A 25,381-nucleotide genomic window follows, 5' to 3' on the forward strand; every position below is an offset into this window, starting at 1 on the left:
GTCAGCGTGAATCTGGCCTACGACGACCGCGGTAGCGGTCCCGCTGTGGTGTTCATCGCCGGTCGCGGTGGCGCCGGCCGGACCTGGCATCTGCATCAGGTCCCCGAGTTCCAGCGGGCCGGTTATCGCTGCATCACCTTCGACAACCGTGGCGTGGGCGCCACCGAACAAGCCAGCGGCTTCACCATCGAGACGATGGTGGGCGACACCGCGGCGCTGATCGAGAAACTCGACGCCGCGCCGGCCCGCATCGTGGGGGTGTCGATGGGCTCGTTCATCGCCCAGGAACTCATGGTATCGCGCCCCGAACTGGTCGACCGCGCGGTGCTGATGGCCACCCGCGGCCGCGCGGACCGCACCCGCGAGTTCTTCCGCGATGCCGAGCGCGAGCTCAACGAGGCCGGCATCAATCTGCCACCCAGCTACGACGCCAAAATCCGCCTGCTGGAAAGCTTTTCACCGAAGACGCTCAACGACGACGCGAAGGTCCGCGACTGGATCGACATGTTCATGATGTGGCCGACCAAGCCCACCCCGGGACTGCGGGCCCAGATCGGCGTCGCGCCCGACGGCAATCGGCTGCTCGCTTACCGCACCATCACGACGCCCACCCTGGTCATCGGGTTCGGCGACGACGTGGTGCTGCCGCCGCATCTGGGCCGTGAGGTGGCCGACGCCATCCCCAACGGCCGTTACCTGGAGATCCCCGACGCCGGCCACCTGGGCTTCATCGAGCAGCCGCAGGCGGTCAACGAAGCGGTGCTGGAGTTCTTCGCCGATAGTCTGGAGTCGTGAACCCATCGACCGCGCAGGCCCGCGTGGTCGTCGACGAACTGATTCGCGGCGGCGTACGCGACGTCGTGTTGTGCCCCGGCTCGCGTAACGCACCGTTGGCGTTCGCCCTGCACGACGCCGACCGGGCCGGCCGCATCCGATTGCACGTGCGCATCGACGAGCGCACGGCCGGCTACCTGGCGATCGGGTTGGCCGTCGCCGAGCAGGCGCCGGTGTGTGTGGCGATGACGTCGGGCACCGCGGTGGCCAACCTGGGCCCGGCCGTGGTGGAGGCCAACTACGCGCGGGTGCCGCTGATCGTGCTGAGCGCCAACCGGCCCTACGAGCTGCTGGGTACCGGCGCCAACCAGACCTTCGAGCAGCTCGGCTACTTCGGTACCCAGGTGCGCGAATCGATCAGCCTGGGCCTCGCTGAGGAGGCGACCGACCGGATGGCCGAACTCAACGCGCAGTGGCGCTCGGCGACGTGTCGAGTTCTCGTGGCGGCCGCAGGTTCCCGCTCAGCCAACGCGGGGCCCGTGCAGTTCGACATCCCGCTGCGGGAACCGCTGGTGCCCGACGCGTTCGAGGGGCGGGCCAGTGGTGCGTACGCGCCCGACGGTCGGCCCGGCGGCAAGCCGTGGACCCACACCCCGCCCGTCACGTTCGATCAGCCGCTGGACATCGACCTCACGCCCGACACCGTCGTCATCGCCGGCCACGGCACGGGCGAGCATCCCAACCTGGCCGAGCTGCCGACCGTCGCCGAGCCGACGGCGCCGCCTGCCGCCAACCCGCTGCATCCGCTGGCGTTGCCGCTGATCCACCCGAAGCAGGTCATCATGTTGGGCCGCCCGACGCTGCACCGGCCGGTCTCCGCGTTGTTGGCCGATCCGTCGGTGCCGGTCTACGCGTTGACGACGGGTCCACGCTGGCCCGACGTATCGGGAAACTCGCAGGCCACCGGCACCCGCGCCGTCACCACCGGCGCACCGCACCCGGGCTGGCTGAAGCGTTGTAAGGAGTTCAACCGGCACGCCGTCGATGCGGTACACGGCCAGCTCGCGGCGCACCCGTTGACGACCGGGCTGCACGTGGCCGCCGCGGTGGCCGACGCGCTGCGACCGGGGGATCAGCTGGTGCTGGGCGCGTCGAACCCGGTGCGCGACGCGGCGCTGGTGGGGCTGAACACCCACGGCATCAAGGTGCGCTCCAACCGCGGCGTGGCCGGCATCGACGGCACGGTGTCCACGGCGATCGGGGCGGCGCTGGCGCACGAACGGGCCACCGCAGGCGGCCGCACTATCGCGTTGATCGGCGACCTGACCTTCGTGCACGACAGCTCCGGTCTGTTGATCGGGCCGACCGAGCCGACGCCGCGGCAGCTGACCATCGTGGTGTCCAACGACAACGGCGGCGGCATCTTCGAACTCCTCGAGCAGGGCGATCCGCGGTTCTCCGATGTGTCGTCGCGGATCTTCGGTACCCCGCACGACGTGGACGTCGGCGCGTTGTGCCGGGCCTATCACGTGGACAGTCGCCAGCTCGAGGTCGACGAGCTGGCCGATGCGCTCGACGAACTGTTCGACGGGATGCGGGTGCTGGAGGTGAAGGCGGACCGGTCCTCGTTGCGGGCGTTGCACGCGTCGATCAAGGCGGCGCTGTGAACCTCGGCCGGCTGCGACATCCGATCACGTTGCTGCACAGCGTGTTTCCGAACTTGTCGGCGGACCCGAACGGGTCGCGGACCCAGCGGGTGTTTCGCCGGATCCGCATCGGCATCGTGATCGTGGCGTGCCTGGTGACGCTGCAGTCGGTGCTGATGGTGTTGGGCGCATGGCGCAACGACCGTCAGATCGAGCGGCATATGGGGGTGGCGGAGGCCGAGGTGCTGAGCGCGGGGCCGCGGCGCTCGACGATCGAGTTCGTGACGCCGGACCGGGTTACGTATCGGCCGGAGTTGGGGGTGCTGTACCCGTCGGAGTTGGAGGCGGGGATGCGGATCTATGTCGAATACGACGTGAACGACCCGGATCTGGTGCGGGTGCAGGACCGCGACGCGTCGCTGGCGATCATCCCGGCCGGTTCGATCGCGGTGGTGGGCTGGCTGATCGCAGGCGTGGCGTTGGCGGGCTCCAGCCTGGCCCAGCGCCGCCTCACCCAGCGCGCAGGACGGGTCGATCTCGACGCAGGAGTAAAGCTCACGACTGGATGAGCTTTTCCAGCCAGTCGTCGTCGTAGATGTCGAGGCGCTCGTCGTTGACCAGGTCGTAGACCGTCGGGGTACCGGTGCTCAGCGGGTCGATCTGAACCAGGTACCCGAAGTTCGTCACCTCCATATCGGCGATGTTCACGGCCGACCCGCCGGTGCCGACCCGACTGGCGACGCTGTCGGCAAGCCCTGCTTCCCTTGCCATCTCAGCCATCTCATCGTCGCTCGGACCCGAGCCCCCGGATCCTTGATGCGCCCACAGCTCCTCGACGAACCGCTGGTACGCCGCGCCCGTGGCCTCCGGGTCCGCCGCCAGAAACAGCGCGTTGCTCACCCGCGCCGAGTACCCGTCGGCCACCGTGTCCAGAAACGTCAGCGGACGGTAGGTAACCTGCAACCGCCCGACGGCGATGTAGTAGGCGAGCTGATCGCCGAAGTCGGCCTGCAGGTCGGCGCAGTGCGTGCACTGCGGCTCGGTGAAGATCTCGATGTGCGCCCGCGCGTTGTCGAACCCGGCGACGACGCCGTAGCCGTCCGCGCTCAGCTCGACGGGCGGCTTGTCCGGGTCGGGCTGCGCGGCGCCGGCGATCTGCTTGGTGCAGCCCGCGGCGACCAGCATCACCCCGAGCGCCAGCACCGCCAGGATCCGCGATATCCGCATGTCAACCGCCTTTCCAGTGGGCACCCTACTCGACAAAACCACCAGGTCTTCGCCCGCCGTACCCCGTGCTGCAACCTTGCCGACAACCTCCGCTGACACCCTTTCGGTGTGCGCGTTGCCATCGTCGCAGAGTCCTTCCTCCCCAACGTCAACGGCGTCACGAACTCGGTGCTCCGGGTGCTCGAGCATCTGCGCCGCACCGGTCACGAATCCCTCGTCATCGCTCCGGACACCCCGCGCGGCCAACCTCCCGCCGAACGGGTGCACGACGGGATCCGCGTGCACCGGGTGCCGTCACGCATGTTCCCCGCGATCAACTCGCTGCCGCTCGGCGTGCCGCGGCCCCGGATGCTCGCTGTCCTGCGCGGATTCGACCCCGACGTCGTGCATCTGGCGTCACCGGCGCTACTCGGCTACGGCGGCCTGCAGGCCGCACGCCATCTCGGGGTGCCGACCGTCGCGGTATTCCAAACCGACATCGCCGGTTTCGCGCAGAGCTACGGCGTCGGCTTCGCCGCGCGCGCCACGTGGGCGTGGACGCGGCACCTGCACAGCCGCGCCGACCGCACCCTGGCGCCATCGACAGCAGCCGTGGAAAACCTGACAGCACACCGTATTCCGCGGGTGCACACGTGGGCGCGCGGTGTCGACATCACCGGGTTCGTACCGTCTGCGCGCGACGACGAACTGCGCCGCCGGTGGTCACCGCTCGGCAGGCCCATCGTCGGGTTCGTGGGCCGGCTGGCCCCGGAAAAGCACGTCGAGCGTCTGGCGCCGCTGGCCGTCCGCGACGATCTGCAACTCGTGATCGTCGGCGACGGCATCGACCGCGCTAAACTCCAACACACGCTGCCCACAGCGGTTTTCACCGGCGCACTGTACGGAACCGATCTCGCCACGGCCTACGCGTCGATGGACGTGTTCGTCCACCCCGGCGAACACGAGACGTTCTGCCAGGCCGTGCAGGAGGCGATGGCGTCTGGGGTGCCGGTCGTCGCGCCGAACGCCGGCGGGCCGCGCGACCTGGTGGCGCCCTACCGCACCGGGTTGCTGCTGACCGTCGACGAGTTCGCAACCAAGCTGCCCGCGGCCGTCGACCATCTGATCGCCGAACGCGCCCGCTATGCGGTGGCCGCGCGGCGCAGCGTGCTGGGCCGCACCTGGCCGGCCATCTGCGACCAACTAATCGACCACTACGACGACGTGATCGGCCGGCGCCGACTCAAAGCCGCGTAACGCTGATCCCTGTGCCTCGGGGTTACCGGTAGCGTCGACGCGGTGAGCCGCGCGACGCTGGACAAAGACCCGCACGACGTCGCATCGATGTTCGATGCGGTCGCGCGCCGCTACGACCTGACCAACACCGTGCTGTCGCTGGGCCAGGACCGGTTCTGGCGGCGGGCGACGCGCGCGGCGCTGCGGATCGGGCCCGGCGACAAGGTGCTCGACCTGGCGGCGGGCACCGCGGTGTCGACGGTGGAGTTGGCGGCCTCGGGCGCGTGGTGTGTGGCCGCCGATTTCAGCGTCGGGATGCTGGCCGCCGGTCAGCGGCGCGACGTGCCCAAGGTGGCTGGCGACGCGACCCGACTACCGTTCGCCGACGGTGTTTTCGACGCGGTGACCATCAGCTTCGGGCTGCGCAACGTGGTCGACCACGCCGCGGGGCTGCGCGAGATGGCGCGGGTGACCCGCCCCGGCGGCCGGCTGGTGGTCTGTGAGTTCGCCACGCCGACGAACCGGGCGTTCGCGACGGCCTACAAGGAGTACCTCATGCAGGCCCTGCCGCGGATCGCCCGCGCGGTGTCGTCGAATCCGGAAGCCTACGTTTACCTCGCCGAGTCGATCCGCGCGTGGCCCGACCAGCAGGGACTGGCGCGCGAGATTGCCGAGGCCGGATGGTCCTCGGTCCGATGGCGCAACCTGACCGGCGGGATCGTCGCGCTGCACGCCGCGACCAAGCCGTAGCTGGGCAAATCGACGCCGCACGGCGTGTCTGCCCGTCCCGAGGCAGAATCGCCATTAACTTATCGACATGTCGGGTGATGCGTCTCACACGCACCTGTCCCGCAGGACGTTCCTCGCCGGAACCGCGGCGGCAGCCGCGTTGGCCACGATGCCGCCGCGGGCCAGGGCGCAGTCCGGCAAGACGGTCGCGGTGTTCGGCGCGGGCATCGCCGGGTTGACCGCCGCGCACGAACTCGTCGACCGCGGCTACCAGGTCACCGTCTACGAACGCAAGGAACTCGGCGGCAAGGCCCGCTCGATACCGGTCCCGGACTCCGGCGCCACCCCGTTACCCGCCGAACACGGCTTCCGGTTCTTCCCCGGTTTCTACAAGAACGTCACCAACACGATGCGCCGAGTCCCGTTCCCCGGCAACCGAAACGGTACCTGGGACAACCTGACCCGCGCGACGTCGTATCTGCATTCCGGGATGGGCCGCACGGATCTGACTGTGCCGCTGCCGCTTCCGCTGCCGACGATCCCCAACCCGATCACCCCCGAGGTGTTCATCGAATCGGTCACCGCGGTGTTCGAGACGTTGTTCCGGCTGCCGCCGTTGGAGGCGGTGTACGCCGCGCAGAAGCTCGCGGTCTATGTCACCAGCAGCACCGAGCGCAAACTCGGGCAGTGGGAGCACATGACGTGGGAGGACTACATCGGGGCCAACCGAAAGTCCCGCGAATACAACCGCTACCTCGCCGACGGCATCATCCGCAACCTGGCCGCCTCCAAATCCAAAGACGCGAGCGCCCATTCGATCGGGCTGGTCGGCGAAGCCTCGGTCTGGTCCATCCTGATGTTCGGAAACGACATCGACGGCAAGGGTTTTGACCGCGTGCTCAACGGCCCGACGAGCTCGCAGTGGCTGGACCCGTGGATCGAGCACCTGCGCGACCAAGGGGTGCAGTTCCGCGTCGGTCAGGCGTTGGCGCGGTTCACCCCCAACGGCAGGCACATCGAATCGGCCACCGTGGTCAACCAGGGCGGCATCCCGCAACCCGTCGTCGCAGATTGGTACATCTCGGCCGTGCCGTGCGAGAAGCTCGCCACCGTCTTGACCTCCGACGTCATCGAAGCCGACCCGCAACTGGCCAACATCGCGCTGCTGCGCACCGAGTGGATGAACGGCCTGATGTTCTACCTCAAGGAACGGGTCGACGTCACCACGGGCCACGTCAACTACGTCGACACCGGCTGGGCGATCACGTCGATCAGCCAGGAACAGTTCTGGAAGAAGAGCCTCACCGAATACGGCGACGGCACCGTCAAAGACTGTATGTCGGCGATCATCTCGGACTGGACCACCCCGGGTAACTTCAACGGCAAGAGTGCGCGCGACTGCACGCCCGAGGAGGTCGCCCGCGAGGCGTGGCAACAGATCAAGGCCCACCTCAACGACACCGGCAAGGTCGTCGACGACGACATGCTGCATTCGTGGTTCCTCGACCCGGCGATCATCGACACGGGCACACCGGATGTGCGCAACGACGAACCGCTGTTCATCCAGGACCCCGGTTCGTGGCATCGTCGACCGAACGCGGTGACGGGGATCGACAACCTGTTTCTGGCGGGCGACTGGGTCAAGACCGACCAGAACGTCACCACGATGGAAGGCGCCAACGAGGGCGGGCGCTACGCGGCCAACGGCGTGCTGCAGGCGTCGGGTTACTCCGGACAGTTGGTCAAAATCGTCGAGTTGTTCCAGGCGCCCTGGTGGGGTCCGTTCAAGGAACTCGACCGCGGCCGCTACCGCTCGGGTCTCCCGCATGTGCTCGACATCTTCGACACCCGCTGGCCGTCCAGATAGCCCAGGTGGAGGCTAGCCGAAGTTCTGAATGTTGTTGGGCGCCAATATGACTTCGCCCGTGGCCTGCTGCGGCGGGATGCGTGGTTGGTCACCGAGCCGTTCGCACACACCGACGTAGGTCACGTTCTGACACGGACCCGAGGGCGCCGCGGCGGCGACGCCTGCTGAACCCACGGCCGCCGCGATGGCGAACGCGCCGAGTGCCGCCCGAATCCTCAGACCCCGCATCGTGGTTCCTCCCTCGATGCATTGACAAACGCCGCCGCACCCAAGAGTAATCCCGGAGCCAGCCCGTGAACAGTTCTGCTAGCTGGGCTTACAGTTAGCTCGGCTCGACAACGCCTGCGTCCCAAGCGTGTTGAGACTGCGCGCCGACGTCGCGGTCGTGGGTCTGCTGAAAGTTGCGTCCGCCGCGTGCGAAGGTGGCGACGACGGCGGCGGGCACCGCGGATTCGGGCAGCGGCCGCGACAGCCACCGGCATGGGCGCACATGCACAAGATCGACTGCCGCCCCGTCGCCGTCGTAGAAGTACGGCCCGTCGATGCGGCCCAGCCAGTACAGGCCGTCGGCGTCGCGCGTCCATACGAACGCGCCGTCCGCGACGTCGGCGAACCGGTCGACGCGGCGCTGCAGCCGCTCATCCGCACCGGCCTCACCGAAGCCCACGAGGCCCAACGCCAACGCGCGCTCGACCGCTGCCGCCGCGTCGAAATCGTCGTTGCGCGAACGCATCGGCGCGCGGTAGACGGCCGGTGTACCCATCAGGAAAACGGGGGTCGTTCGTCGATGCGTCGCGACACCTTTCCTGCCGCCCGCCAGACCCGGGCGATCCAGTCCTCATCCTCATCGGTGACGAAGTTGCCCATCACCCGCACCGCGACCGTCATCAAGAAGTCCGATCTCATCGCCACCGGACCCGCCAGCGGCAGGAACCGCGGAATCGTCAGCAACAGAGCCAGCCGTCGCGCCACCGAGAACCCGCGCGCGTAGTGCTCGGAAAGCACCGCCGGCCACGCCGCGGTCAGATCACCGGAGCCCAGCAGCGACGCCGCGAGCCGGCCGGTCTGCAGCCCGTAGTCGATGCCCTCACCGTTGAGCGGGTTGACGCACGCGGCCGCATCGCCGATCAGCATCCAGTTCGGCCCGGCCACCCCGGACACCGCGCCGCCCATCGGCAACAGCGCCGACAGCCCGGCCCGCGGTTCGCCGGTGAAGCCCCACTCGTCGCGGCGCAGCCCGGCATAGTAGGACATCAGCGGTCGCAGCGCGGCGTCGGCGGGGCGTTTGGCCGTCGCGAGCGCCCCGACGCCGATGTTCACCTCGCCGTTGCCCAGCGGGAAGATCCAGCCGTATCCGGGCAGCACCGCACCCTCGGGTGAGCGCAGTTCCAGGTGCGACGTGATCCACGGCTCGCTGGCCCGCGGCGTGCCGATGTAGCCGCGGATCGCCACGCCGTACACGGTTTCCTTGTGCCACTGCCTGCCGAGCACCCGGCCCAACGTCGAGCGTGCGCCGTCGGCGACGATCAGCTCGCGACAGCCGATCGACGCCCCGGAGTCCAGCCGCACCTCCGATACCCGTCCAGCCGAATCATGAGTGACACCAACGGCTTTCACGCCCAACATCATCTTGGCCCCCTCGTCGACGGCCACCATGCGGATACGGTCGTCGAGCTCGGTGCGCGGGACCGCGCTGGAGGTCGCCGGGAACGACGGCCCCGGCCACTCGATTTCGACGTCGGCGCCAAAGCCCGCCATCCGCAGCCCGCGGTGGCGCACCCGGCCGTCTAGCCACGAACCCAGTCCCAGCCGGCCCATCTCCTGTACGGCGCGCGGGGTCAGGCCGTCGCCGCAGGACTTGTCGCGCGGGAACTGGGCGGAGTCGATCACCACCACGTCACGTCCGGCGCGGCACGCCCATGCGGCAGCCGCCGATCCGGCGGGTCCGGCACCCACCACCACCACGTCGGCTCGCGAATCCATGGTTCCCAGTATGTTGGCTGTGTGAGAACCCCAGCGAGCGTGGTGGCGGGAGTGGACTTCGGCGACCCCGCGTTCGCGCGGGACGTACGCGACGGCGTGGCCCGCGTCGAGGACTTGATGGCCGCTGAGCTGGGCAAAGCCGACGAGCTGATGTCCGAGGCCGTCCAACACCTGTTCCGGGCCGGCGGTAAACGGTTCCGTCCGCTGTTCACGGTGCTGTCGGCGCGGCTGGGTCCGGACCCCGACGCATGGCAGGTGACGGTCGCCGGCGCCGTCATCGAGCTCGTGCACCTGGCGACGCTGTATCACGACGACGTGATGGACGACGCGCAGATCCGCCGCGGCGCGCCGAGTGCGAACGCCCGCTGGAGCAACAACATCGCGATCCTGGCCGGCGACTACCTGTTCGCGACGGCCTCGCGTCTGGTCAGCCGGCTGGGCCCGGAGGCGGTACGCGTCATCGCCGACACCTTCGCCCAGCTGGTCACCGGCCAGATGCGCGAAACCCGCGGCGCCGCCGACCACGTCGACTCCGTCGACCACTACCTCAAGGTGGTCTACGAGAAGACCGCCTGCCTGATCGCGGCCTCCGGCCGGTTCGGGGCGACGTTCTCCGGCGCCGACGACGAGCAGATCGAGCGGCTTTCCCGCCTGGGCGGAATCGTCGGCACCGCGTTCCAGATTTCCGACGACATCATCGACATCGACAGCGACCCCGACGAATCCGGCAAATTGCCCGGCACCGATCTGCGCGAAGGGGTGCACACCCTTCCGGTGCTCTACGCGCTGCGTGAAACCGGCCCCGACGTCGAGCGGCTGCGCGAGCTGCTTTCCCGGCCGGTCGACAACGACGACGACCTGGCCGAGGCGTTGCGGTTGCTGCGCAGGTCACCGGGTATGGCGCGGGCCAAAGAGACCGTCGCGCAGTATGCCGAGAAGGCCGAAGACGAGCTCAACCGGCTGCCCGATGGTCCCGGCCGCGAAGCGCTCGCGACGCTGGTGCACTACACCGTGCATCGGCACGGCTAGGACGTCTGGAACCGGGGGCGTCGGCTCAGCGTTATGTCAACGAAGACCCAGTTCCACTAGAGCCCCAAGCAGGAGGAATCCGCGATGACGTGGAACCCGCACGCCAACAGGGTCAAGACGTTCCTGTTGTTGGCGCTGTTCTCCGGGCTGATCGTCGGCGTCGGCGCGATGTTCGGCCGCAACATCATGTTTCTGGCCGTGCTGTTCGCCGTCGGGATGAACGTCTACGTCTACTTCAACAGCGACAAGCTCGCGCTGCGGGCCATGCACGCCCAGCCGGTCAGCGAGATGCAGGCACCGATGATGTACCGCATCGTGCGCGAGCTCGCGACCGCGGCGCGTCAGCCGATGCCGCGGCTGTACATCAGCGATACCGCGGCCCCGAACGCCTTCGCGACGGGCCGCAACCCGCGCAACGCGGCGGTGTGCTGTACGACGGGCATTCTGGCCGTCCTCAACGAACGTGAGCTTCGTGCGGTGCTCGGCCATGAGCTGTCCCACGTCTACAACCGCGACATCCTGATCTCGTGTGTGGCCGGGGCGATGGCGTCGGTGATCACCGCGCTGGCCAACCTCGCCTTCTTCGCGACCATGTTCGGCGGTAACCGTGGCGGAGGCGCCAATCCCTTTGCGATCCTGCTGGTTTCGCTGCTGGGCCCGATCGCGGCGACGGTGATCCGGCTGGCGGTATCGCGGTCGCGGGAGTATCAGGCCGACCAGTCCGGTGCCGAGCTGACGGGTGATCCGCTGGCGTTGGCCAGCGCGCTGCGCAAGATCAGCGCGGGGGTGGAGCAGGCGCCGTTGCCGCCCGACCCGAAGCTCGCCGATCAGGCGCACCTGATGATCGCCAACCCGTTCCGCGCCGGGGAGAAGATCGGCAAGCTGTTCTCCACGCACCCGCCGATGGAGGACCGGATCCGCCGGCTCGAGGAGATGGCCGGTCCCGGTCACCACAGAGGCCCCGGCCTCTACTGAGGCGTCAGGCGCAACTCGACCATCGGCAACGCGGTGTTCTCGGTTTCGATCGGGTCGCCAAGGGTTTGCTCGAGGACGGGTTTCATCGTGTCCCAGGCACGGCGGTGACGGCTGATGTAGCGGCCGAGCGCGGCGTCTGCCTCGCTGGTGCTCAGCACCCGCGCCGTCGCGGGGACGGATCTGCGGGTGCCGGACGACACGCGAACGTTCGGGTTCGCCTCGATGTTGCGGTACCACTGCGCGCGGGTGCCGAAGCCGGAGGCGACGACGTACGTGTCGGGGTCGGGATGGTCGAGCACCTCGAGCACCACGTAGCGCCGAAGCCCTGAACGACGGCCGATGTGCTCGAGCTGCAGGATGCGCGAGCCGAGCAGAAACCCCAGCCGAGCCTTGTACACCCAGATCGGGGCACGCATCAAGGCCCGCGACCGCAATACCGCGTCACCTGCTTTGACCAACTTGGACATCGGCAAAGTCTAGTGACTTGGGCGCGCTCCCGGACGCTGGCGGGATGTGAGCGCGCCGAAATCGCGTAACGGCAGGTGGCCATGAGCCGATGTTTCCGGTATGCGAGCCGCCCCCTCACGCCTTACTGTGTGGACTGTGCTGAATAGAGTTCTGGTCGGTGCCCTCGGCGCAGGCGCGGCGCTGGCCGCTGCCTCGGGCGTCGCTGCGGCACAGCCGCCGTCGCCGCCGCCGGCTCCGCCTGCACCCGACGTCAACGCCTACGCACCGGTGAAGCTTTCCGATTACGCGGTGATGGACGGCAGCTGGTATGCGTTTCGCACCCCCGACGGGCTGACCTGTGTGCTGCAGCGCAGCGGCGGATACGGCTGCAGCGGCGCGATTCCGGCCGCACCAAACGGAGCGAACTTCGTCAGCGGCGGGCCGGGAACGCCCGGGTTCGCCACCGCCGACGCCTCGGTGTTTGGCTTCGTCGGCGAGGTCAAACCCCTTCCGGCCGGTTCGCGGATCAGCTTCCAGACGGTCAGCTGCGGCAGCGATGGTTCGGTGACGACGTGCGCCGACAGCCGCAACCAGTCCGGGTTCGTGCTCAGCCCCGCGGGCAGCTACATCATCAACGACGGCCGCAACCCGCTGCTGGAACGGCCCGAGGGCACCAACCCGTACTTCAACTAGCGCCTTTATTGCGCCGAGCGCACGGTTGTGTACGTAAACGTCGAGTAGACCCGTCACAAACCGTACGCTCGGTGGACTAGAAGCCGGAGCCGTGCACCTCATGGCCGGGCTTCTCGACCATCAGCCCGCGGTAGGCCTGCTCGACACTTGAGCCGTGGTTGACCACCCCGTCGACCTCACGCGCGATCGGCATCGACAGCCCGTAGTCGTTACAGAACTCCATGACGACGCTGGCGGCCTTCACACCCTCGGCGACCTGGTTCATCGACGCGATGATCTCCTCGAGCGGCTTGCCCGCGCCGAGCTGCTCGCCGACGTGGCGGTTACGGCTGCGCTGCGATGTGCACGTGACGATGAGGTCGCCCATTCCCGCCAGACCCGCGAACGTGTCGCGGTGCCCACCCATCGCCTCGCCGAGCTTCGACATCTCGCGCACCGCGCGCGACATCACCATCGCGCGTGTATTCTCGCCGATCCCAAGCGAATAGCCCATGCCGACCGCGATCGCGTACACGTTCTTCAACGCGCCGGCCATCTCCACGCCGACGACATCGTCGGTGGTGTAGGTGCGAAACCGCTTGGTACGAAACAGTTGTGCCAAATTCGCCGCGAGCTGCTGGTCGGGCATCGCGAGCACCGCAGCGGCGGCGTACCCCTCGGCCACTTCGCGGGCGATGTTCGGCCCGGCCAGGATTCCGGCCGGATGCCCGGGCAGCACGTCGGCGACGATCTGGCTCATCCGGTAGTTGGTGCCCTGCTCGAGCCCCTTGACCAACGACACCACCGGCACCCACGGTCGCAGCTCCTTGGCCAACTCGGTCAGCACTGCGCGGAAGCCGTGTGAGGGCACGCCCATCACGATGACGTCGGCGCAGGTGGCCGCCTCGGAGAAGTCCGTCGTGGCCTTCAGCGACTCCGGCAACTCCACCTCGTTGCCGAGATATTTGGTGTTGCGGTGGTTGTCGTTGATGTCCTTGGCGGTCTCCTCGGAGCGCACCCATTGCAGCGTGGGGCCGCGCCGCGCGCAGATGGACGCCACGGTGGTGCCCCAGGAGCCCCCACCGAGAACGACGACCTTGGGTACACGTTTCTCAGGTGCCATGCCGATCAGGTTAGATCCGGTGATCAGCAGCCAGGGTCGGTTTGCCAAGGTCGTCGTTGTCGACTTGTCACATCTTTATGACACAGTCTGATGCTAAGATGCTGCTGTGCGAACGACCATCCGCATCGACGACGATCTCTACCGAAAGGTGAAGGAGAAAGCCGCACGATCGGGGCGTACGGTCGCTGCGGTTCTGGAGGACGCGGTGCGACGCGGTCTCGAGCCGCCGCAGCGCCGGGGCGCACGCGGTTACAAGATAAGGCCGACCGGGCGGGGCGGGCTGCGAGCCGGTGTGGACCTCTCGTCGAACGCCGCAACCGCTGAAACGCTGGACGAAGGTGCCGCACTAGATGATCTGCGTTGACGTCAATGTATTGCTTTATGCCCACCGCGCAGATCTGCCCGAACACCCGGACTACCGGCCACTTTTTGAGCGGTTAGCGAACGGTGAGGAACCGGTCGGCGTACCCGATATTGTGCTCAGCGGCTTCGTGAGGGTTATTACCAATCGCAAAGTCTTCACCGAACCGACCCGCCCGGAGGTGGCGTGGGAGGCTGTCGATGGGTTACTCGACGCACCCGCGGTGATGCAGCTTCGAGCAGGCGAACGACATTGGACGTTATTTCGCCAACTTGCCGATGAGATCGACGCCCGCGGCAACGACATCGCGGACGCCTACCTCGGTGCTTACGCCCTGGAACACAATGCGACGTGGGTGAGTGCGGACCGCGGCTTCGCTCGGTTCAACCGATTGCGGTGGCGTCACCCGCTGGAGCTCTACCGGTAGTTGACGAACTGCAGCGCGACCTCGAGATCGGCCTTCTTGAGCATGGCGATGACGGCCTGCAGATCGTCGCGCTTCTTCGACGACACCCGCACCTCGTCGCCCTGGATCTGGGCCTTGACGCCCTTGGGGCCGTCGTCGCGGATGAGCTTGGTGATCTTCTTGGCGTTGTCGCTGTCGATGCCCTGCTTGATGGTGCCGCTGACCTTGTAGGTCTTACCCGAGGCCTGCGGCTCACCGACGTCGAAGGACTTCATCGAGATGTCGCGGCGCACCAGCTTCTCCTTGAAGACGTCGATGGCGGCCTTGACCCGTTCCTCGGTCGAGCTGGTGATCGTGATGGTCTCTTCGCCCTGCCAGGCGATGGAGGTGTCGGTACCGCGGAAGTCGAAGCGGGTGGCCAGCTCCTTGGCGGCCTGGTTCAGGGCGTTGTCGACTTCCTGGCGGTCGACCTTGCTGACGACGTCGAACGATGAATCCGCCACTGGGTCTGTCCTCCTCTACGGTGGGGTGCGTTTTCGTCTTGAGCCCATCCTCGTTGTACCCTGCTAGTCGCACCACGCCGGGTCACCCGGTGGTGCAGCACCCAGGCAGGTTGCCCGAGCGGCCAATGGGAGCGGACTGTAAATCCGTCGGCGAAAGCCTACAGAGGTTCGAATCCTCTACCTGCCACTCTGCATGTTCCCAGGTCAGGTCCGCCTTTCGCGCGGGCCTGATTGCGTTGGTGAGGCACAGCCGAAAGCGTTCCTAGCAGATGAGAGTCGACTATCGTAGGGGAATTCCTGATTCCTGGACGGTCTCTTTCAGCTAATTTCGAGTTGAGTGCGGCGCAGGCGGGGCTAAGCCGCACTTTCTGATCATTCGGGAATGCGGGCTTCGGCCTGCTCCGGGGGACTGCGAAAGGGCGCGCATGGCGCACAAGTGGTGGATTGCGGCGATCGTATTAGGCGTAGCGCTGGCAGGATGTTCAAGCCAATCGGCTCCGCCGGCGGAGACCGTAACCGTCACGACGGAGCAACCGGTTGTCGCCGCACCGACGCAGGCGATCACCACGTCGAGCGCGATTGCGCCTGCGACTTCCGGCGCACCAGCTAACTCCGTGAGCCAATCGTGGACCATGCCGAACCTGATCGGTAGCAATCTCCAGGACGCCCAGGACGCGATTCAAGCGCTCACCAATAACGAGGTTTTCTTCTCGGGGTCTACCGACCTGACAGGTCAGGGGCGTAACCAGATCATGGATGCGAACTGGCAGGTGTGCACATCGACGCCTCCGCCGGGCGCCACCATCACGAACGACACCATGATCGACTTCGGTGTGGTCCGCATCGATACCGAGAACTGCCCGTGAAGCGCATGTCCGGGCGATTCAGAAAGTCCACGCGAAGGCCGTGAGTCTATGGAATCGAGGCCGCGCCGGACACCTCGCCCGCGAACTCGGCGGCAGATGCGGTGATGGCACGAGTCCAGGCCTACCGGGAGATCAAGAGTCAGATCCAACGAGCGCGTGATTGCGACCGCTAGTTGAGCGCTGAACTCGTTGGGGCGCTGCGAGGCCCGTCCGGGCCCTAAGGCAGGGCCCGCAGCACCATGCGGCGCGCGCGCGATCCCTTCAAAGCGGCGAGCGTCTCTTCCGAAGGTGCAGCCACGAGCAGCGCCACGAAATCGTCGAGCAAAGAGCTGACGTGCAATGCGTACGACGGAACCGGCAGTCCGAACGCACGGTATCGATGGCGGTCGGCGCAAGCGTGCACACACATCGCGGAGACTCTGTGGATCCGCTCCTCGCGGATGGGCCGCGGAATGTGCCTGGTGACATCGCTGACCCTCTTGACGTACTCCCGATGCGAGCGCTGATGCTCCGCGGGCAGGTTCGCGAGCGGACTGATCGACGAGTCGTAGCGCAGCAGCTGCTCCAAGAACGAGACGTAGAAGCAGTTCTCGTCCTCTGCCATCTCGATGAGCGGCAGCTGATGCGCCTCGATGATCGCGCGTAGGTCATCGGCGGGAGCCCGGGCAGCCAGCAGCCGGCGTCGCTGAGTCAACTCCTCGAGGCGGTGCAACAGAATCGCTTGTATCAGGCTGCCTTTCGACCCGAAGTGGTATTGGACCGCCGACTTGTTGGCCATGCCCGCATCGGTGCCGATCTGGCGCAGCGGAACACCGTCGAGGCCGCGCTGCGCGAACAACCGCTCGGCGGTGAGCACCAGCTGCTGCTTCGCCGACGGCTCCACCGGCACAGACACGGACCTGGACATGATGCCCAGAATCTCACACTGGACGAATTAAGTCTATGGACTTAGAGTTCAGTCGACCGACTCCTAGGGGTGTTCATGGCCGACTCGGCATATCAGGACGTGATGATCGCTGATCCTGTCTTCGGGCCCGTCTGGGAACGACCGGGCCTCAGCAGACGAGATCGCCGGTTCGTCACCCTCACCTGTGTATGCGCCCTCGAGAGCGTTGACCACATGAACCAGCACATGTACGCCGCACTTGCCAGCGGTGACATCACCTACGACGAGATCCTCGAGTTCGTACTACAATTCGCCGTCTACTGCGGCTGGCCTCGGGCGTCCGAAGCCGAAGGAGCGGCTCGCAGCCAGTGGGCACGGTTGGCCGCCGAGCGCGGCGAGGAGGTCCCCCCGCGGCGCGATCTCCCGGTGGATTCTTTAGGGCCGACCGATCACCACGTTCGCCTCGACGAGGGCGAGAAGTGCTTCGTCGACGTCAACCTGCTTCCCGCGCCACCGCGCGACTCGCCGTACTTCCAGGCGGGCATCCTCGCGTTCGTCTTCGGCCACCTCTGGCAACGACCCGACCTCGGCCGTCGTGAGCGCCGCCTGATCACCGTCGCCGCCGTCGGGGTCTCGGGCGCGCTCGGGCCGATCTACTCACATGTCGGCGCGGCACTGGGGTCGGGTGACATCACCCGTGCGGAGATGAACGAAGTCATCCTGCAGTTCTCCGCCTACAGCGGGTTTCCCAAGGGCCGTCTCCTGCAGACGGCCGCCGACGACTCGTGGCGGCGGATCACGGCCGCCGCGAAAGGAGACTGATGTCGAAGCCACTCGAAGGCAAGGTCGCCTTCATCACCGGTGCCGCCCGGGGACAGGGCCGAGCTCACGCGGTGCGGCTGGCGCGCGACGGCGCCGACATCGTCGGCGTCGACATTTGCGAGAACATCGAGACGATGACATATCCGAACGCCACGCTTGACGACCTCGAGGAAACCGAACGGCTCGTCGAGAAAGAAGGCCGCCGCATGGTGGCGCGCAAAGGCGATGTCCGCAACCTCCACGATATGCAGGCCGCGGTCGACGCTGGCGTCGGGCAATTCGGCCGCATCGACATCATCATCGCCAACGCCGGAATCGTCCGCCTCGCAGGTGAATCCGACGACTTCATGCAGGACTGGCAGAACGTCATCGATACCAACCTCACCGGCGTCTACCACACCATCCGGGCGGCTCTGCCCGTCATGCGCGACGGCAAGCGCGGCGGGTCGATCGTCATCACCAGCTCCACCGCGGGCCTGAAGGGCACCGCCTCACTTAACGCCAGCGGCAACGCCTACGCGGCTGCGAAGCGAGGCGTGGTGGCGCTGATGCAGAACCTCGCCAACTACCTTGCCCCGGAATGGATCCGCGTCAACACCATCCACCCCACCGGGGTCCTCAGCGGCATGACGCAGAACGACGCGATGAACGCGTTGATGGCGCAAGCGGCGGAAGGCGGCCAGAACGCGATCTCCGGCATGGAGAACGCACTTCCGTTGCCCATCCTCCAGCCCGAGGACGTCGCCAACGCCGTGGCCTTCCTCGTCTCCAAAGAGGCCAAGTTCATCACCGGCATTCAATGGCCGCTCGACGCCGGCTTCACGATCCGGTGAACCTGCAGGACGCCACCGCCGTTATCACCGGCGGAGCCAGCGGCATCGGCCGCGCGACCGCACACTCCCTGGCCACGCGAGGAGTGCGGGTCGTGGTCGCGGATGTTCACGCGGACAACGCCAATGACGCCTCGGCGCAACTACGAGAGAACGGTTACGCGGCCGAGGCGTTCGTATGCGACGTCGGAACCGATCACGCCTTTGCCGACCTCCGCGATTTCACTCTGGACCGGTTCGGCTCGGTCGATATCGTGATGAACAACGTCGGCGTACTGACCAGCGGTCGACCCGACCACATGCCGGTCGGTGAGTGGGAGCGGATTATCAATATCAACTTGATGTCCGTCGTGCGCAGCAACGCCGTCTTTCTTCCGCTTCTCATCGCGCAGGGCCATGGCCACATCGTGAACACCGCATCGTTCGCCGGTCTCTACACGTACTCGTACGACCGGATGCCCTACGCGGCGATGAAGGCCGCGATCGTCCAGATCTCAGAAGGACTCCGGCTTTATCTGCAGCCGCAGGGGATCGGTGTCACCGTGCTCTGCCCCGGCCCGGTGGCGACCAACATCCTCGCGACAATGCCCGCCGCCTTCGGTCCCAAGGTCCAAACCGGCTATCCCGGCGAACAATTTGAGATCCTTCGACCAGATGAGGTCGGCGAGCAGGTCGCCGAAGCCATCCTCAACGACACCTTCATGCTGTTCACCGACGATCAGGTTCGCGACGTCCTGGTCGAGCGCGCCTCGGACTGGAACTCCTTCATCGCCAAGCAGACGGAGAAGCTGGCTCGACGCTGAGGCGACCGCCCCGGCCGCATTCAACGTCGCGTGATGGCGCGGCTATCACCTCGGCCGCGGCGACGGGCGTCAGGGCGAGTTCGTCCGAAGGCGGTATTGCCTGCGCGACCATCGCTGCCACCGTCTGCACCAGGTTCATTCGAGCATTGCCAACTGGTAGCCCGGCATAGCGCAACCAGTGGGGTTCGTGGTCGCGGCAGGCCCCTTGTCATCTTGGGACGACTGACATCCGGCGCTCGCGAGCGCAGCCCTGCTCCCGTCCTCGCCGGTTTTGGGACTGATTGGGCGGGTACCCCGATGGCCGAAATCGACCTCACAGATCGGAGAAACCATGACGACCTCACCGGAACCCAACGCACGCCTGGAAACGACTGCCGAGGGTAGGCGGTCCCTGCTGGCGTCGTTCAACGACTATCTGTCGGCTCAGCAGCTGGTGGATCGGATGTCCGACGGTGGGTTTCCAGTCGAGCACGTACAGATCGTGGGCGAAGGCGTGAGCACGGTCGAAAGCGTCACCGGGCGCATGACGAAGGGCCGGGCGGCGCTGGCCGGCGCTGGTAGCGGTGCCTGGTTCGGTCTGCTGATCGGCCTACTGTTCGCCATCTTCGCCGTGGGGCCCCTGTGGATTTGGGTGGTGCTGATTGCGACGGTCATCGGCGCGTTCTGGGGCGCCGTGTTCGGCTTCGTCGCGCACTGGTCCACTCGCGGTCAGCGTGACTTCTCCAGCGTGCAGTCCTTGCAAGCCCAGCGCTACGACGTCTACGTCACCGAGCAGTACGCCGCCGATGCGGCCCGGTACGTGCGATCAGTCTGAAAACGGTTCGTCGGCGCTACGCTGAGCCGAAAATTGCACACCGGGCCGTTGCGCGACCGAATCAACAACCCTGTGTGCAAAATCGACGCAAGCGACGCTCACACAGGGGTGAACCGCACCGCCGCGAGGCGTTCACGCTGCACCACGTCGGCGAAATCCGCGACCGACGGTATGCCGCCGTCGCGGAACTTCAGACCCATCATCGACGGTGCGAGTCGGGGTCCCCAGTACTTCGCGCAGCGGTGGGACAACTCGGCGACTTGCGCGGTATCGGTCAGCAGTTCACCGCGCATCTTCGTCGTCCGCCCGTCGACCACCACGTCGCAGGTCGCCCCGCCGCGGAAGTTGTTCTTCCAGCCCGCCGATGTCAACGCGTACAGGCCACCGTCAATCTTGTGTGCGCTCACCGGGATTGAGTACTGCCTGCCGGTTTTGCGGCCGACGACGTCGACCATCATCATCCGGCTGCGCAGCGGTCCGGCCAGCGGCGTGCGCAGCAACTTGTCGAGTATCGGATTCACGATCCGCAGCATCTTCTCCGGCGGATGCGCCGCGGTGACGGCGGGGGTCTGTTCAGCCATGGCTGTCACGCTATGACGTGTTGGCCATCGAGATCGGGTTCCGGCAAAAGCGACCGCGCCGACCCGGCGTCTTGACCAGCGGTCCGACGAGGTCCAATGTTGCCTACAGGCCGCCGAGTACGCAGAGGACAGCCATGAGCATCGACGACGATCCGGTCAGCACGCTCGACGACCTGCGCAGCGATCTGGCGGGCCGGCACAAGTGGACACCCAGCAGCGGCGCCTCGGTGGACCCGGCGGTCGTCGACGCCGACATGGCGGCCATCGAGCGCGACGGCTACATCATCTGGGAGAACCTGCTCGACGCCGACGAGTGCCGCCAGATCAAATCGACGGTCGCGCCCTGGCTCTCACACACCGGGCGCAACTCGTTCGAGGGCCATCGCACCCAGCGCATCTACAGCCTCTTGAGTAGAACCCGCGTCTGCGACCGGCTCGTCGACCATCCGCGGGTGCTCGCGGTGCTCGACCGGTTGCTGATGAACAACTACCTGCTGTCGGCGCTGCAGGCCATCAACATCCAACCCGGCGAGACCGCGCAGCTGGCCCATCACGACGACGGGTTCTATCCGATACCGCGGCCCCGCGATCCCCTTGCGGCCACGACTATTTGGGCGATCGACGACTTCACCGCCGACAACGGCGCCACCGTGCTCTATCCGGGCAGCCACCGCTGGGGAAGACGCCGGCCCACGCCAGAGGATTTTGCGCACCCCGTCGTCATGCCCGCCGGATCCTGCGTATTCTTCGTCGGCACATTCTGGCACGGCGGAGGCGCCAACAGCAGCGCCGCCGCGCGGCTGGCCGTCACCGCCCAGTACTGCCAGCCCTGGTTGCGGCCGATGGAGGCCTTCACGTTCTCGATATCACGGGACACCGCGCGCGAGGTCTCCGCGGACATCCGCCGCATGATCGGCTACAGCGTGCATCCACCGTTCGTCGGCGCGGTCGACGGTCTGCATCCGCTGCGGCTGTTGGAGCAGCAGGATGGTCAGGCGGCGCGCTGATCCGTTCGCACACCCACCGAACCCGGGGAGGGGCCGGCGAGCACGTTGAACTTGATCGCGAAGATTTGCGCATCACCGCTGGAACCGTACGAGTACGGGAGCCGACGGCGGATCTCGCAGCCCGCGTTCTCGATGATGACGTGGACCTCGTCGGCGTCGTGCCCGGGCGGTGCAGTGGTGGTGGCTGTGGCGGTGAGCCCGGCGAGGGGAAACCTCTGGGCCTCCGGACCGGACCCGACGAGCAGGTGTGTGCGGGTCAGTCGTAGATCGTCAAAGGACAACAGGACACCGTCGGCGTGATCGCGCTGGCGTTGTCGTCGCTCCACCACGTATGCCAACGCCATCATGACCGCCATGGGTACGACTAGCACGCCGATCCACGCGGGACTCAATGTCGGGTCCATCGCTTCCCCCCTTCAAGCGGATCTCTCGATCCAGTTGAATTCAATACAGCGTGACCCCCATCACAGCACGATTTGGTAACAGAATGACCGGAATGGAAATATTCAAACTTATTTTTTCGGCTCCCGCGGGTTGCCTACACGTGGTCAGACGCACGACACGTACCCGAGGGTATGGACCGACCGCGCACCGCTTGTATGTAAGCGGCGCTGACCCTCAGTTTCTCGGCGTCAGCCGGATCGCCGCGAAACGCTCCCGCGCCACCGCATCGGCGAACTCCTCGAGCGTCGGGATGCGGCTGTGGTCGCGGAACTTCATGCCCAGCGACATCTGTGCGCGTTTGGCACCGTAGGCCTGCGCGCAGCGCCGGCAGATGTCGGCGACGTCGGCAGGTTCGGTGATCAGCTCACCGTGTACCCGGACGATCGACCCGGCGTGCTGCACCGTGGCGTTGGCGCCGCCGCGGAAGTTGTTCTTCCACGGCGCGCTGGTCAGCGCATAGTAAACGCTGTCAATTTGATGCGCGCTCAACGGAAACGAGAACCTGCGCCTGCTTTTGCGTCCGGTGACCGTCAGCACGATCATCTGCTGGCGCATCGAACCGATCAGGGGCGTGTGCATCAGCAGCCGCATCGTCGGGTTGGCCACCCGCAGCAGACGCTCCGGGGGATTGGACAGCGTGACCGCGGGTACATCGTCAGCCATGCGCTCACGGTACGGCCTCACCGCCACCGCGTCGCGCCGATCGTCAAAGGTCACCGAGGTCGTCGGGCACGTCGACGGCGTGCTCGCGCAGCGCCTCCAACGGCACCACCTCCAGCGTGCGTTCGTGGGTGCACGCCAACACCACCGGCGCCGCCGCGCCGTCCCGATACGCCCGCAACCAGTTCACCGCGGTGACGCACCACCGGTCACCCGGCTTGAGCCCCGGAAACCGGAACTCCGGCCGAGGCGTCGACAGGTCGTTGCCGATGGCGCGCTGGTGATCGAGAAACGGGCCGGTCACCACCGCGCAGATGGTGTGCCTGCCGATGTCTTCCGGACCGGTCGAACAGCACCCGTCGCGGTAGAAGCCAGTCATCGGCTCGGTGCCGCACGGCTCGAGCGGACCACCAATCACATTGCGCTCAGTCACCTAATCTCGCCTCCGCAGCATCCGGGTTCTAATCTAAACGTTGGCATGGAGGAGCACCTGGTATGGCTTCGCTGATGACCGGCGACGGGCTTCCCGGTGTTGTGATCACCGCGGTGGCCACAACGACCGCGCTGGCGCCCGACGCCGAACAGACGTGGCAGCAACTGCTGCAGGGCGACAGTGGAATCCGCGCGCTCGACAAGTGGTTCGTCGGCGAATACGAATCACCGGTCCGCATCGGCGGACAGCTTCGCGAGGACTTCGACGATCAACTCAACCGCGTCGAGAAACGCCGGATGGCGTTCATGCAGAAGATGTCCACCCTGCTCGGACGCCGGCTGTGGGAGGTCGCCGGTTCCCCAGAAGTCGACACCAGGCGGTTGATGGTCTCGGTCGGGTTGGCGCTCGGCTCGACCGAGGAGATCCCGGCCCAGTACGACTCGTGGAAACAGAAAGGGCTGCGGGCGGTTTCGCCGCTGGCCGTGCAGATGTACATGCCCAACTCGGCGGCCGCGGCGCTCGGACTGGACCATCAGGCCAAGGCGGGGATCATGTCGCCGGTGATGGCCGACGCCTCCGGCGCAGCGGCCATCGGCCAGGCCTGGCGCCACATCGTGTTCGACGACGCCGATGTGGCGATCTGCGGCGGCGTGGAAACCGAGATCGAGGCGGTGCCGGTCGCGGCGTTCATTCAGCAGGGCGCGATGTCCACCAACAACGCCGACCCGGCGGGCGCCTGCCGCCCGTTCGCCAAGAACCGCGACGGCTTGGTGCTCGGCGAAGGCGGGGCGCTACTGCTCGTCGAGCGAGAGGAGCACGCCAAAGCGCGTGGCGCGCGCATCCTGGCGCGGCTGATGGGCGCGGCGATGACGTCGGACGGCTACGACGCCCTCGAGCCCGAACCCTCGGGGGAGCGCGCAGGCGATGCGATCAGCCGCGCCATCGAGGTGGCGGGGCTGACGCCCACCGACGTCGACCACATCAACGCCCACGCCTGCGGAACCCGCGTCGGCGACCTCGCCGAGGCGCGAGCCATCGGTCGCGCACTCGGCGCGCACAAACCCGCCGTGTACGCGTCGAAGGCGGCGCTGGGTCACTCACTGGGCGCCTCCGGAGCGGTCGAAGCCGCGCTGACCGTGCAGACGCTGCGCGACGGCGTGGTACCGCCGACCCTCAACTACACCGAACCCGACCCCGAGATCGACCTCGACGTCGTCGCAGGCGGTCCGCGCCGCGGCGACTACCGGTACGCGATCAGCACCTCGTTCGGGTTCGGCGGCTACAACGTCGCGCTGGTGTTCGGCGCGCCCTAATAGAGCGATTTGTGTGCGTTCACGCGCGCTCAGCGCGCGTAAACGCACACAAATCGCTTACTTGACGAGGGTGAACTGCCCGACCTCACAGATGCCGCGCTCGAAGAAGTCCGCGCAGCCGGTCAGGTAGTGCATGTAGCGCTGGTAGATCTCCTCCGACGTCACCGCGACGGCCTCGTCGTGGTGCGCCTCCAGGGCGTCGGCCCAGGTGCGCAGGGTCCGCACATAGTGCGGGTTCAGCTTGTCGAGTTCCTGCAGCGTGAAGCCGGCGTCCCGGGAGAAGTCGATGACATCCTCGTCGCACGGCACGGCACCCCCGGGGAAGATCTCCTTGGCGATGAACCGCATGAACTTCAAGTCGCTCATGACTATCGGGATGCCCATCTCCGGCCACCGCTTGAGCGGGTGTCCCATGATGGTCTGCAGCAGCAGCCGGCCGTCGCTGGGCATGACGCGGTAGCACGTTTCGAAAAACGCCTTGTACTTCGACTTGGGCCACGCCTCGAACGCCTCGATGCTGACGATGCGGTCGACGCGGCCGTCGAACTCCTCCCAGCCCCGCAGATGCACCTTCCGCGAGCGCTCGGTGTCGAGTCCCGCCAACATCTCGCTGGCGAACGCGCGCTGGTTCTTGCTCAGCGTCAAACCGACGACGTTGACGTCGTACTTCTCGACCGCCCGCTTCATCACCGAGCCCCAACCGCACCCGACGTCGAGCAGCGTCATACCCGGTTGCAGATCGAGCTTTCCGAGAGCCAGGTCGATCTTGGCCAGCTGCGCCTCTTCGAGCGTCATGTCGTCACGCTGGAAGTAGGCGCTGCTGTAGGTGCGCGACGGGTCTTGGAACAACCCGAAGAACTCGTTGGATAGGTCGTAATGGGCCTGAACATCTTCGTAGGCTGGCCGCATATCCGTCGAGATCTTCGTCGAGCCCGACCTGCTCTCCGACATCCGCGTTCGGCTCC

Annotated in this window: 31 protein-coding genes and 1 tRNA gene; 19 read left to right on the forward strand and 13 right to left on the reverse strand. The window is 66.7% G+C overall.

The window, feature by feature from the left end:
* The first annotated feature begins 6 nt into the window (after positions 1-6).
* From ABQE44_RS14305 to ABQE44_RS14315, 3 genes are read left to right on the forward strand one after another with little or no spacing between them, the layout of a single operon-like run.
* A complete protein-coding gene (locus ABQE44_RS14305; protein ID WP_448430414.1) occupies positions 7-795 on the forward strand; it encodes an alpha/beta fold hydrolase in 789 nt (262 codons plus the stop codon).
* Complete coding sequence (gene menD / locus ABQE44_RS14310) at positions 792-2,441, forward strand: 2-succinyl-5-enolpyruvyl-6-hydroxy-3-cyclohexene-1-carboxylic-acid synthase (protein WP_448430416.1); 1,650 nt, start codon at positions 792-794, stop codon at positions 2,439-2,441. The genes ABQE44_RS14305 and menD overlap by 4 nt, the downstream gene beginning before the upstream one ends.
* Positions 2,442-2,470: 29 nt before the next feature.
* Positions 2,471-2,989, forward strand: coding sequence for a DUF3592 domain-containing protein (locus ABQE44_RS14315; RefSeq protein ID WP_448430537.1), 519 nt, complete (start codon positions 2,471-2,473; stop codon positions 2,987-2,989).
* Here ABQE44_RS14315 and ABQE44_RS14320 read toward each other — a convergent pair.
* Positions 2,976-3,647, reverse strand: a complete 672-nt coding sequence (locus ABQE44_RS14320) for a DsbA family protein (protein WP_448430418.1) — start codon at positions 3,645-3,647, stop codon at positions 2,976-2,978. The two genes, ABQE44_RS14315 and ABQE44_RS14320, sit on opposite strands and share 14 nt — an antisense overlap.
* Before the next feature lie 108 nt (positions 3,648-3,755).
* Between ABQE44_RS14320 and ABQE44_RS14325 the strand changes: the two genes are divergently transcribed.
* The 3 genes from ABQE44_RS14325 (at position 3,756) to ABQE44_RS14335 (ending at position 7,458) form a co-directional block, all read left to right on the forward strand.
* A complete protein-coding gene (locus ABQE44_RS14325) occupies positions 3,756-4,883 on the forward strand; it encodes a glycosyltransferase family 4 protein (RefSeq protein WP_448430419.1) in 1,128 nt (375 codons plus the stop codon).
* Between the two features lie 42 nt (positions 4,884-4,925).
* On the forward strand, positions 4,926-5,612 hold the full coding sequence (locus tag ABQE44_RS14330; protein WP_448430421.1) for a demethylmenaquinone methyltransferase: 687 nt from the start codon (positions 4,926-4,928) through the stop codon (positions 5,610-5,612).
* A gap of 67 nt (positions 5,613-5,679) precedes the next feature.
* Positions 5,680-7,458, forward strand: a complete 1,779-nt coding sequence (locus ABQE44_RS14335; protein ID WP_448430423.1) for a hydroxysqualene dehydroxylase — start codon at positions 5,680-5,682, stop codon at positions 7,456-7,458.
* 12 nt (positions 7,459-7,470) lie between these two features.
* Here ABQE44_RS14335 and ABQE44_RS14340 read toward each other — a convergent pair whose 3' ends face one another.
* From ABQE44_RS14340 to menJ, 3 genes are all read right to left on the reverse strand, one after another.
* On the reverse strand, positions 7,471-7,686 hold the full coding sequence (locus ABQE44_RS14340) for a hypothetical protein (RefSeq protein WP_448392206.1): 216 nt from the start codon (positions 7,684-7,686) through the stop codon (positions 7,471-7,473).
* 94 nt (positions 7,687-7,780) lie between these two features.
* Positions 7,781-8,221 carry a GAF domain-containing protein gene (locus tag ABQE44_RS14345; RefSeq protein ID WP_448392205.1) on the reverse strand — a complete coding sequence of 147 codons (441 nt, stop codon included), beginning with the start codon at positions 8,219-8,221 and terminating at the stop codon, positions 7,781-7,783.
* Positions 8,221-9,450: a menaquinone reductase MenJ gene (gene menJ, locus ABQE44_RS14350; RefSeq protein ID WP_448430539.1), complete on the reverse strand. Its 1,230-nt coding sequence runs from the start codon at positions 9,448-9,450 to the stop codon at positions 8,221-8,223. The genes ABQE44_RS14345 and menJ overlap by 1 nt, the downstream gene beginning before the upstream one ends.
* A gap of 12 nt (positions 9,451-9,462) precedes the next feature.
* On the opposite strand from menJ, the gene grcC1 reads away from it, so the two are divergent.
* Positions 9,463-10,470 (forward strand): nonaprenyl/(2E,6E)-farnesyl/geranylgeranyl diphosphat synthase, encoded by a 1,008-nt coding sequence (gene grcC1 / locus ABQE44_RS14355; RefSeq protein WP_448392204.1) that lies wholly within the window; start codon positions 9,463-9,465, stop codon positions 10,468-10,470.
* 84 nt (positions 10,471-10,554) lie between these two features.
* The gene (gene htpX / locus ABQE44_RS14360; protein WP_448392203.1) at positions 10,555-11,445 is read left to right on the forward strand and encodes a zinc metalloprotease HtpX; all 891 of its coding nucleotides are present in this window, start codon (positions 10,555-10,557) and stop codon (positions 11,443-11,445) included.
* Here the strand turns inward: htpX and ABQE44_RS14365 are convergent.
* Positions 11,439-11,912 carry a nitroreductase family deazaflavin-dependent oxidoreductase gene (locus tag ABQE44_RS14365; RefSeq protein ID WP_448430425.1) on the reverse strand — a complete coding sequence of 158 codons (474 nt, stop codon included), beginning with the start codon at positions 11,910-11,912 and terminating at the stop codon, positions 11,439-11,441. The two genes, htpX and ABQE44_RS14365, sit on opposite strands and share 7 nt — an antisense overlap.
* Positions 11,913-12,012: 100 nt before the next feature.
* Here ABQE44_RS14365 and ABQE44_RS14370 point away from each other — a divergent pair, with 100 nt between their 5' ends.
* Entirely contained in the window at positions 12,013-12,585 is a 573-nt protein-coding gene (locus tag ABQE44_RS14370; RefSeq protein ID WP_448430427.1) for a hypothetical protein, read from the forward strand.
* 76 nt (positions 12,586-12,661) lie between these two features.
* Here ABQE44_RS14370 and ABQE44_RS14375 read toward each other — a convergent pair whose 3' ends face one another.
* Positions 12,662-13,687 (reverse strand): NAD(P)H-dependent glycerol-3-phosphate dehydrogenase, encoded by a 1,026-nt coding sequence (locus ABQE44_RS14375; RefSeq protein ID WP_448430429.1) that lies wholly within the window; start codon positions 13,685-13,687, stop codon positions 12,662-12,664.
* A 106-nt stretch (positions 13,688-13,793) separates the two neighbouring features.
* Here ABQE44_RS14375 and ABQE44_RS14380 point away from each other — a divergent pair, with 106 nt between their 5' ends.
* Complete coding sequence (locus tag ABQE44_RS14380; RefSeq protein ID WP_448430431.1) at positions 13,794-14,051, forward strand: ribbon-helix-helix domain-containing protein; 258 nt, start codon at positions 13,794-13,796, stop codon at positions 14,049-14,051.
* Positions 14,038-14,475, forward strand: a complete 438-nt coding sequence (locus ABQE44_RS14385) for a type II toxin-antitoxin system VapC family toxin (RefSeq protein WP_448430433.1) — start codon at positions 14,038-14,040, stop codon at positions 14,473-14,475. Before ABQE44_RS14380 ends, ABQE44_RS14385 begins: the two co-directional genes overlap by 14 nt.
* Here the strand turns inward: ABQE44_RS14385 and ABQE44_RS14390 are convergent.
* Positions 14,466-14,957 carry a YajQ family cyclic di-GMP-binding protein gene (locus ABQE44_RS14390; protein ID WP_448430435.1) on the reverse strand — a complete coding sequence of 164 codons (492 nt, stop codon included), beginning with the start codon at positions 14,955-14,957 and terminating at the stop codon, positions 14,466-14,468. The genes ABQE44_RS14385 and ABQE44_RS14390 overlap by 10 nt on opposite strands.
* 104 nt (positions 14,958-15,061) lie before the next feature.
* Here ABQE44_RS14390 and ABQE44_RS14395 point away from each other — a divergent pair.
* A tRNA-Tyr gene (locus ABQE44_RS14395) sits at positions 15,062-15,144 on the forward strand.
* A gap of 238 nt (positions 15,145-15,382) precedes the next feature.
* Positions 15,383-15,823: a PASTA domain-containing protein gene (locus ABQE44_RS14400; RefSeq protein ID WP_448430437.1), complete on the forward strand. Its 441-nt coding sequence runs from the start codon at positions 15,383-15,385 to the stop codon at positions 15,821-15,823.
* A 217-nt stretch (positions 15,824-16,040) separates the two neighbouring features.
* On the opposite strand, the gene ABQE44_RS14405 is transcribed toward ABQE44_RS14400, so the two are convergent.
* Positions 16,041-16,730, reverse strand: coding sequence for a TetR/AcrR family transcriptional regulator (locus ABQE44_RS14405; RefSeq protein WP_448430439.1), 690 nt, complete (start codon positions 16,728-16,730; stop codon positions 16,041-16,043).
* 102 nt (positions 16,731-16,832) lie between these two features.
* Here ABQE44_RS14405 and ABQE44_RS14410 point away from each other — a divergent pair, with 102 nt between their 5' ends.
* The 4 genes from ABQE44_RS14410 (at position 16,833) to ABQE44_RS14425 (ending at position 19,978) form a co-directional block, all read left to right on the forward strand.
* Positions 16,833-17,531, forward strand: coding sequence for a carboxymuconolactone decarboxylase family protein (locus ABQE44_RS14410; protein WP_448430541.1), 699 nt, complete (start codon positions 16,833-16,835; stop codon positions 17,529-17,531).
* Complete coding sequence (locus ABQE44_RS14415) at positions 17,531-18,364, forward strand: mycofactocin-coupled SDR family oxidoreductase (protein ID WP_448430543.1); 834 nt, start codon at positions 17,531-17,533, stop codon at positions 18,362-18,364. The genes ABQE44_RS14410 and ABQE44_RS14415 overlap by 1 nt, the downstream gene beginning before the upstream one ends.
* Positions 18,361-19,164, forward strand: a complete 804-nt coding sequence (locus ABQE44_RS14420) for an SDR family oxidoreductase (protein WP_448430441.1) — start codon at positions 18,361-18,363, stop codon at positions 19,162-19,164. Before ABQE44_RS14415 ends, ABQE44_RS14420 begins: the two co-directional genes overlap by 4 nt.
* Positions 19,165-19,495: 331 nt before the next feature.
* Positions 19,496-19,978 carry a YflT domain-containing protein gene (locus ABQE44_RS14425; protein WP_448392190.1) on the forward strand — a complete coding sequence of 161 codons (483 nt, stop codon included), beginning with the start codon at positions 19,496-19,498 and terminating at the stop codon, positions 19,976-19,978.
* Positions 19,979-20,076: 98 nt separating this feature from the next.
* On the opposite strand, the gene ABQE44_RS14430 is transcribed toward ABQE44_RS14425, so the two are convergent.
* Positions 20,077-20,559 (reverse strand): hypothetical protein, encoded by a 483-nt coding sequence (locus ABQE44_RS14430; RefSeq protein WP_448392189.1) that lies wholly within the window; start codon positions 20,557-20,559, stop codon positions 20,077-20,079.
* Positions 20,560-20,693: 134 nt separating this feature from the next.
* Here ABQE44_RS14430 and ABQE44_RS14435 point away from each other — a divergent pair, with 134 nt between their 5' ends.
* A complete protein-coding gene (locus ABQE44_RS14435) occupies positions 20,694-21,566 on the forward strand; it encodes a phytanoyl-CoA dioxygenase family protein (RefSeq protein WP_448430443.1) in 873 nt (290 codons plus the stop codon).
* On the opposite strand, the gene ABQE44_RS14440 is transcribed toward ABQE44_RS14435, so the two are convergent.
* From ABQE44_RS14440 to ABQE44_RS14450, 3 genes are all read right to left on the reverse strand, one after another.
* Positions 21,551-21,970, reverse strand: a complete 420-nt coding sequence (locus tag ABQE44_RS14440) for a hypothetical protein (RefSeq protein ID WP_448430445.1) — start codon at positions 21,968-21,970, stop codon at positions 21,551-21,553. The two genes, ABQE44_RS14435 and ABQE44_RS14440, sit on opposite strands and share 16 nt — an antisense overlap.
* Before the next feature lie 214 nt (positions 21,971-22,184).
* Positions 22,185-22,673 (reverse strand): hypothetical protein, encoded by a 489-nt coding sequence (locus tag ABQE44_RS14445; protein ID WP_448430447.1) that lies wholly within the window; start codon positions 22,671-22,673, stop codon positions 22,185-22,187.
* A 43-nt stretch (positions 22,674-22,716) separates the two neighbouring features.
* A complete protein-coding gene (locus tag ABQE44_RS14450) occupies positions 22,717-23,103 on the reverse strand; it encodes a DUF2237 family protein (protein WP_448392185.1) in 387 nt (128 codons plus the stop codon).
* Positions 23,104-23,165: 62 nt separating this feature from the next.
* On the opposite strand from ABQE44_RS14450, the gene ABQE44_RS14455 reads away from it, so the two are divergent.
* Positions 23,166-24,416: a KasA/KasB family beta-ketoacyl-ACP synthase gene (locus ABQE44_RS14455; RefSeq protein ID WP_448430449.1), complete on the forward strand. Its 1,251-nt coding sequence runs from the start codon at positions 23,166-23,168 to the stop codon at positions 24,414-24,416.
* A 57-nt stretch (positions 24,417-24,473) separates the two neighbouring features.
* Here ABQE44_RS14455 and ABQE44_RS14460 read toward each other — a convergent pair whose 3' ends face one another.
* A complete protein-coding gene (locus ABQE44_RS14460) occupies positions 24,474-25,367 on the reverse strand; it encodes a cyclopropane mycolic acid synthase family methyltransferase (protein WP_448430451.1) in 894 nt (297 codons plus the stop codon).
* Positions 25,368-25,381: the final 14 nt, after the last annotated feature.

The sequence above is a fragment of the Mycolicibacterium sp. XJ2546 genome (assembly GCF_053483195.1).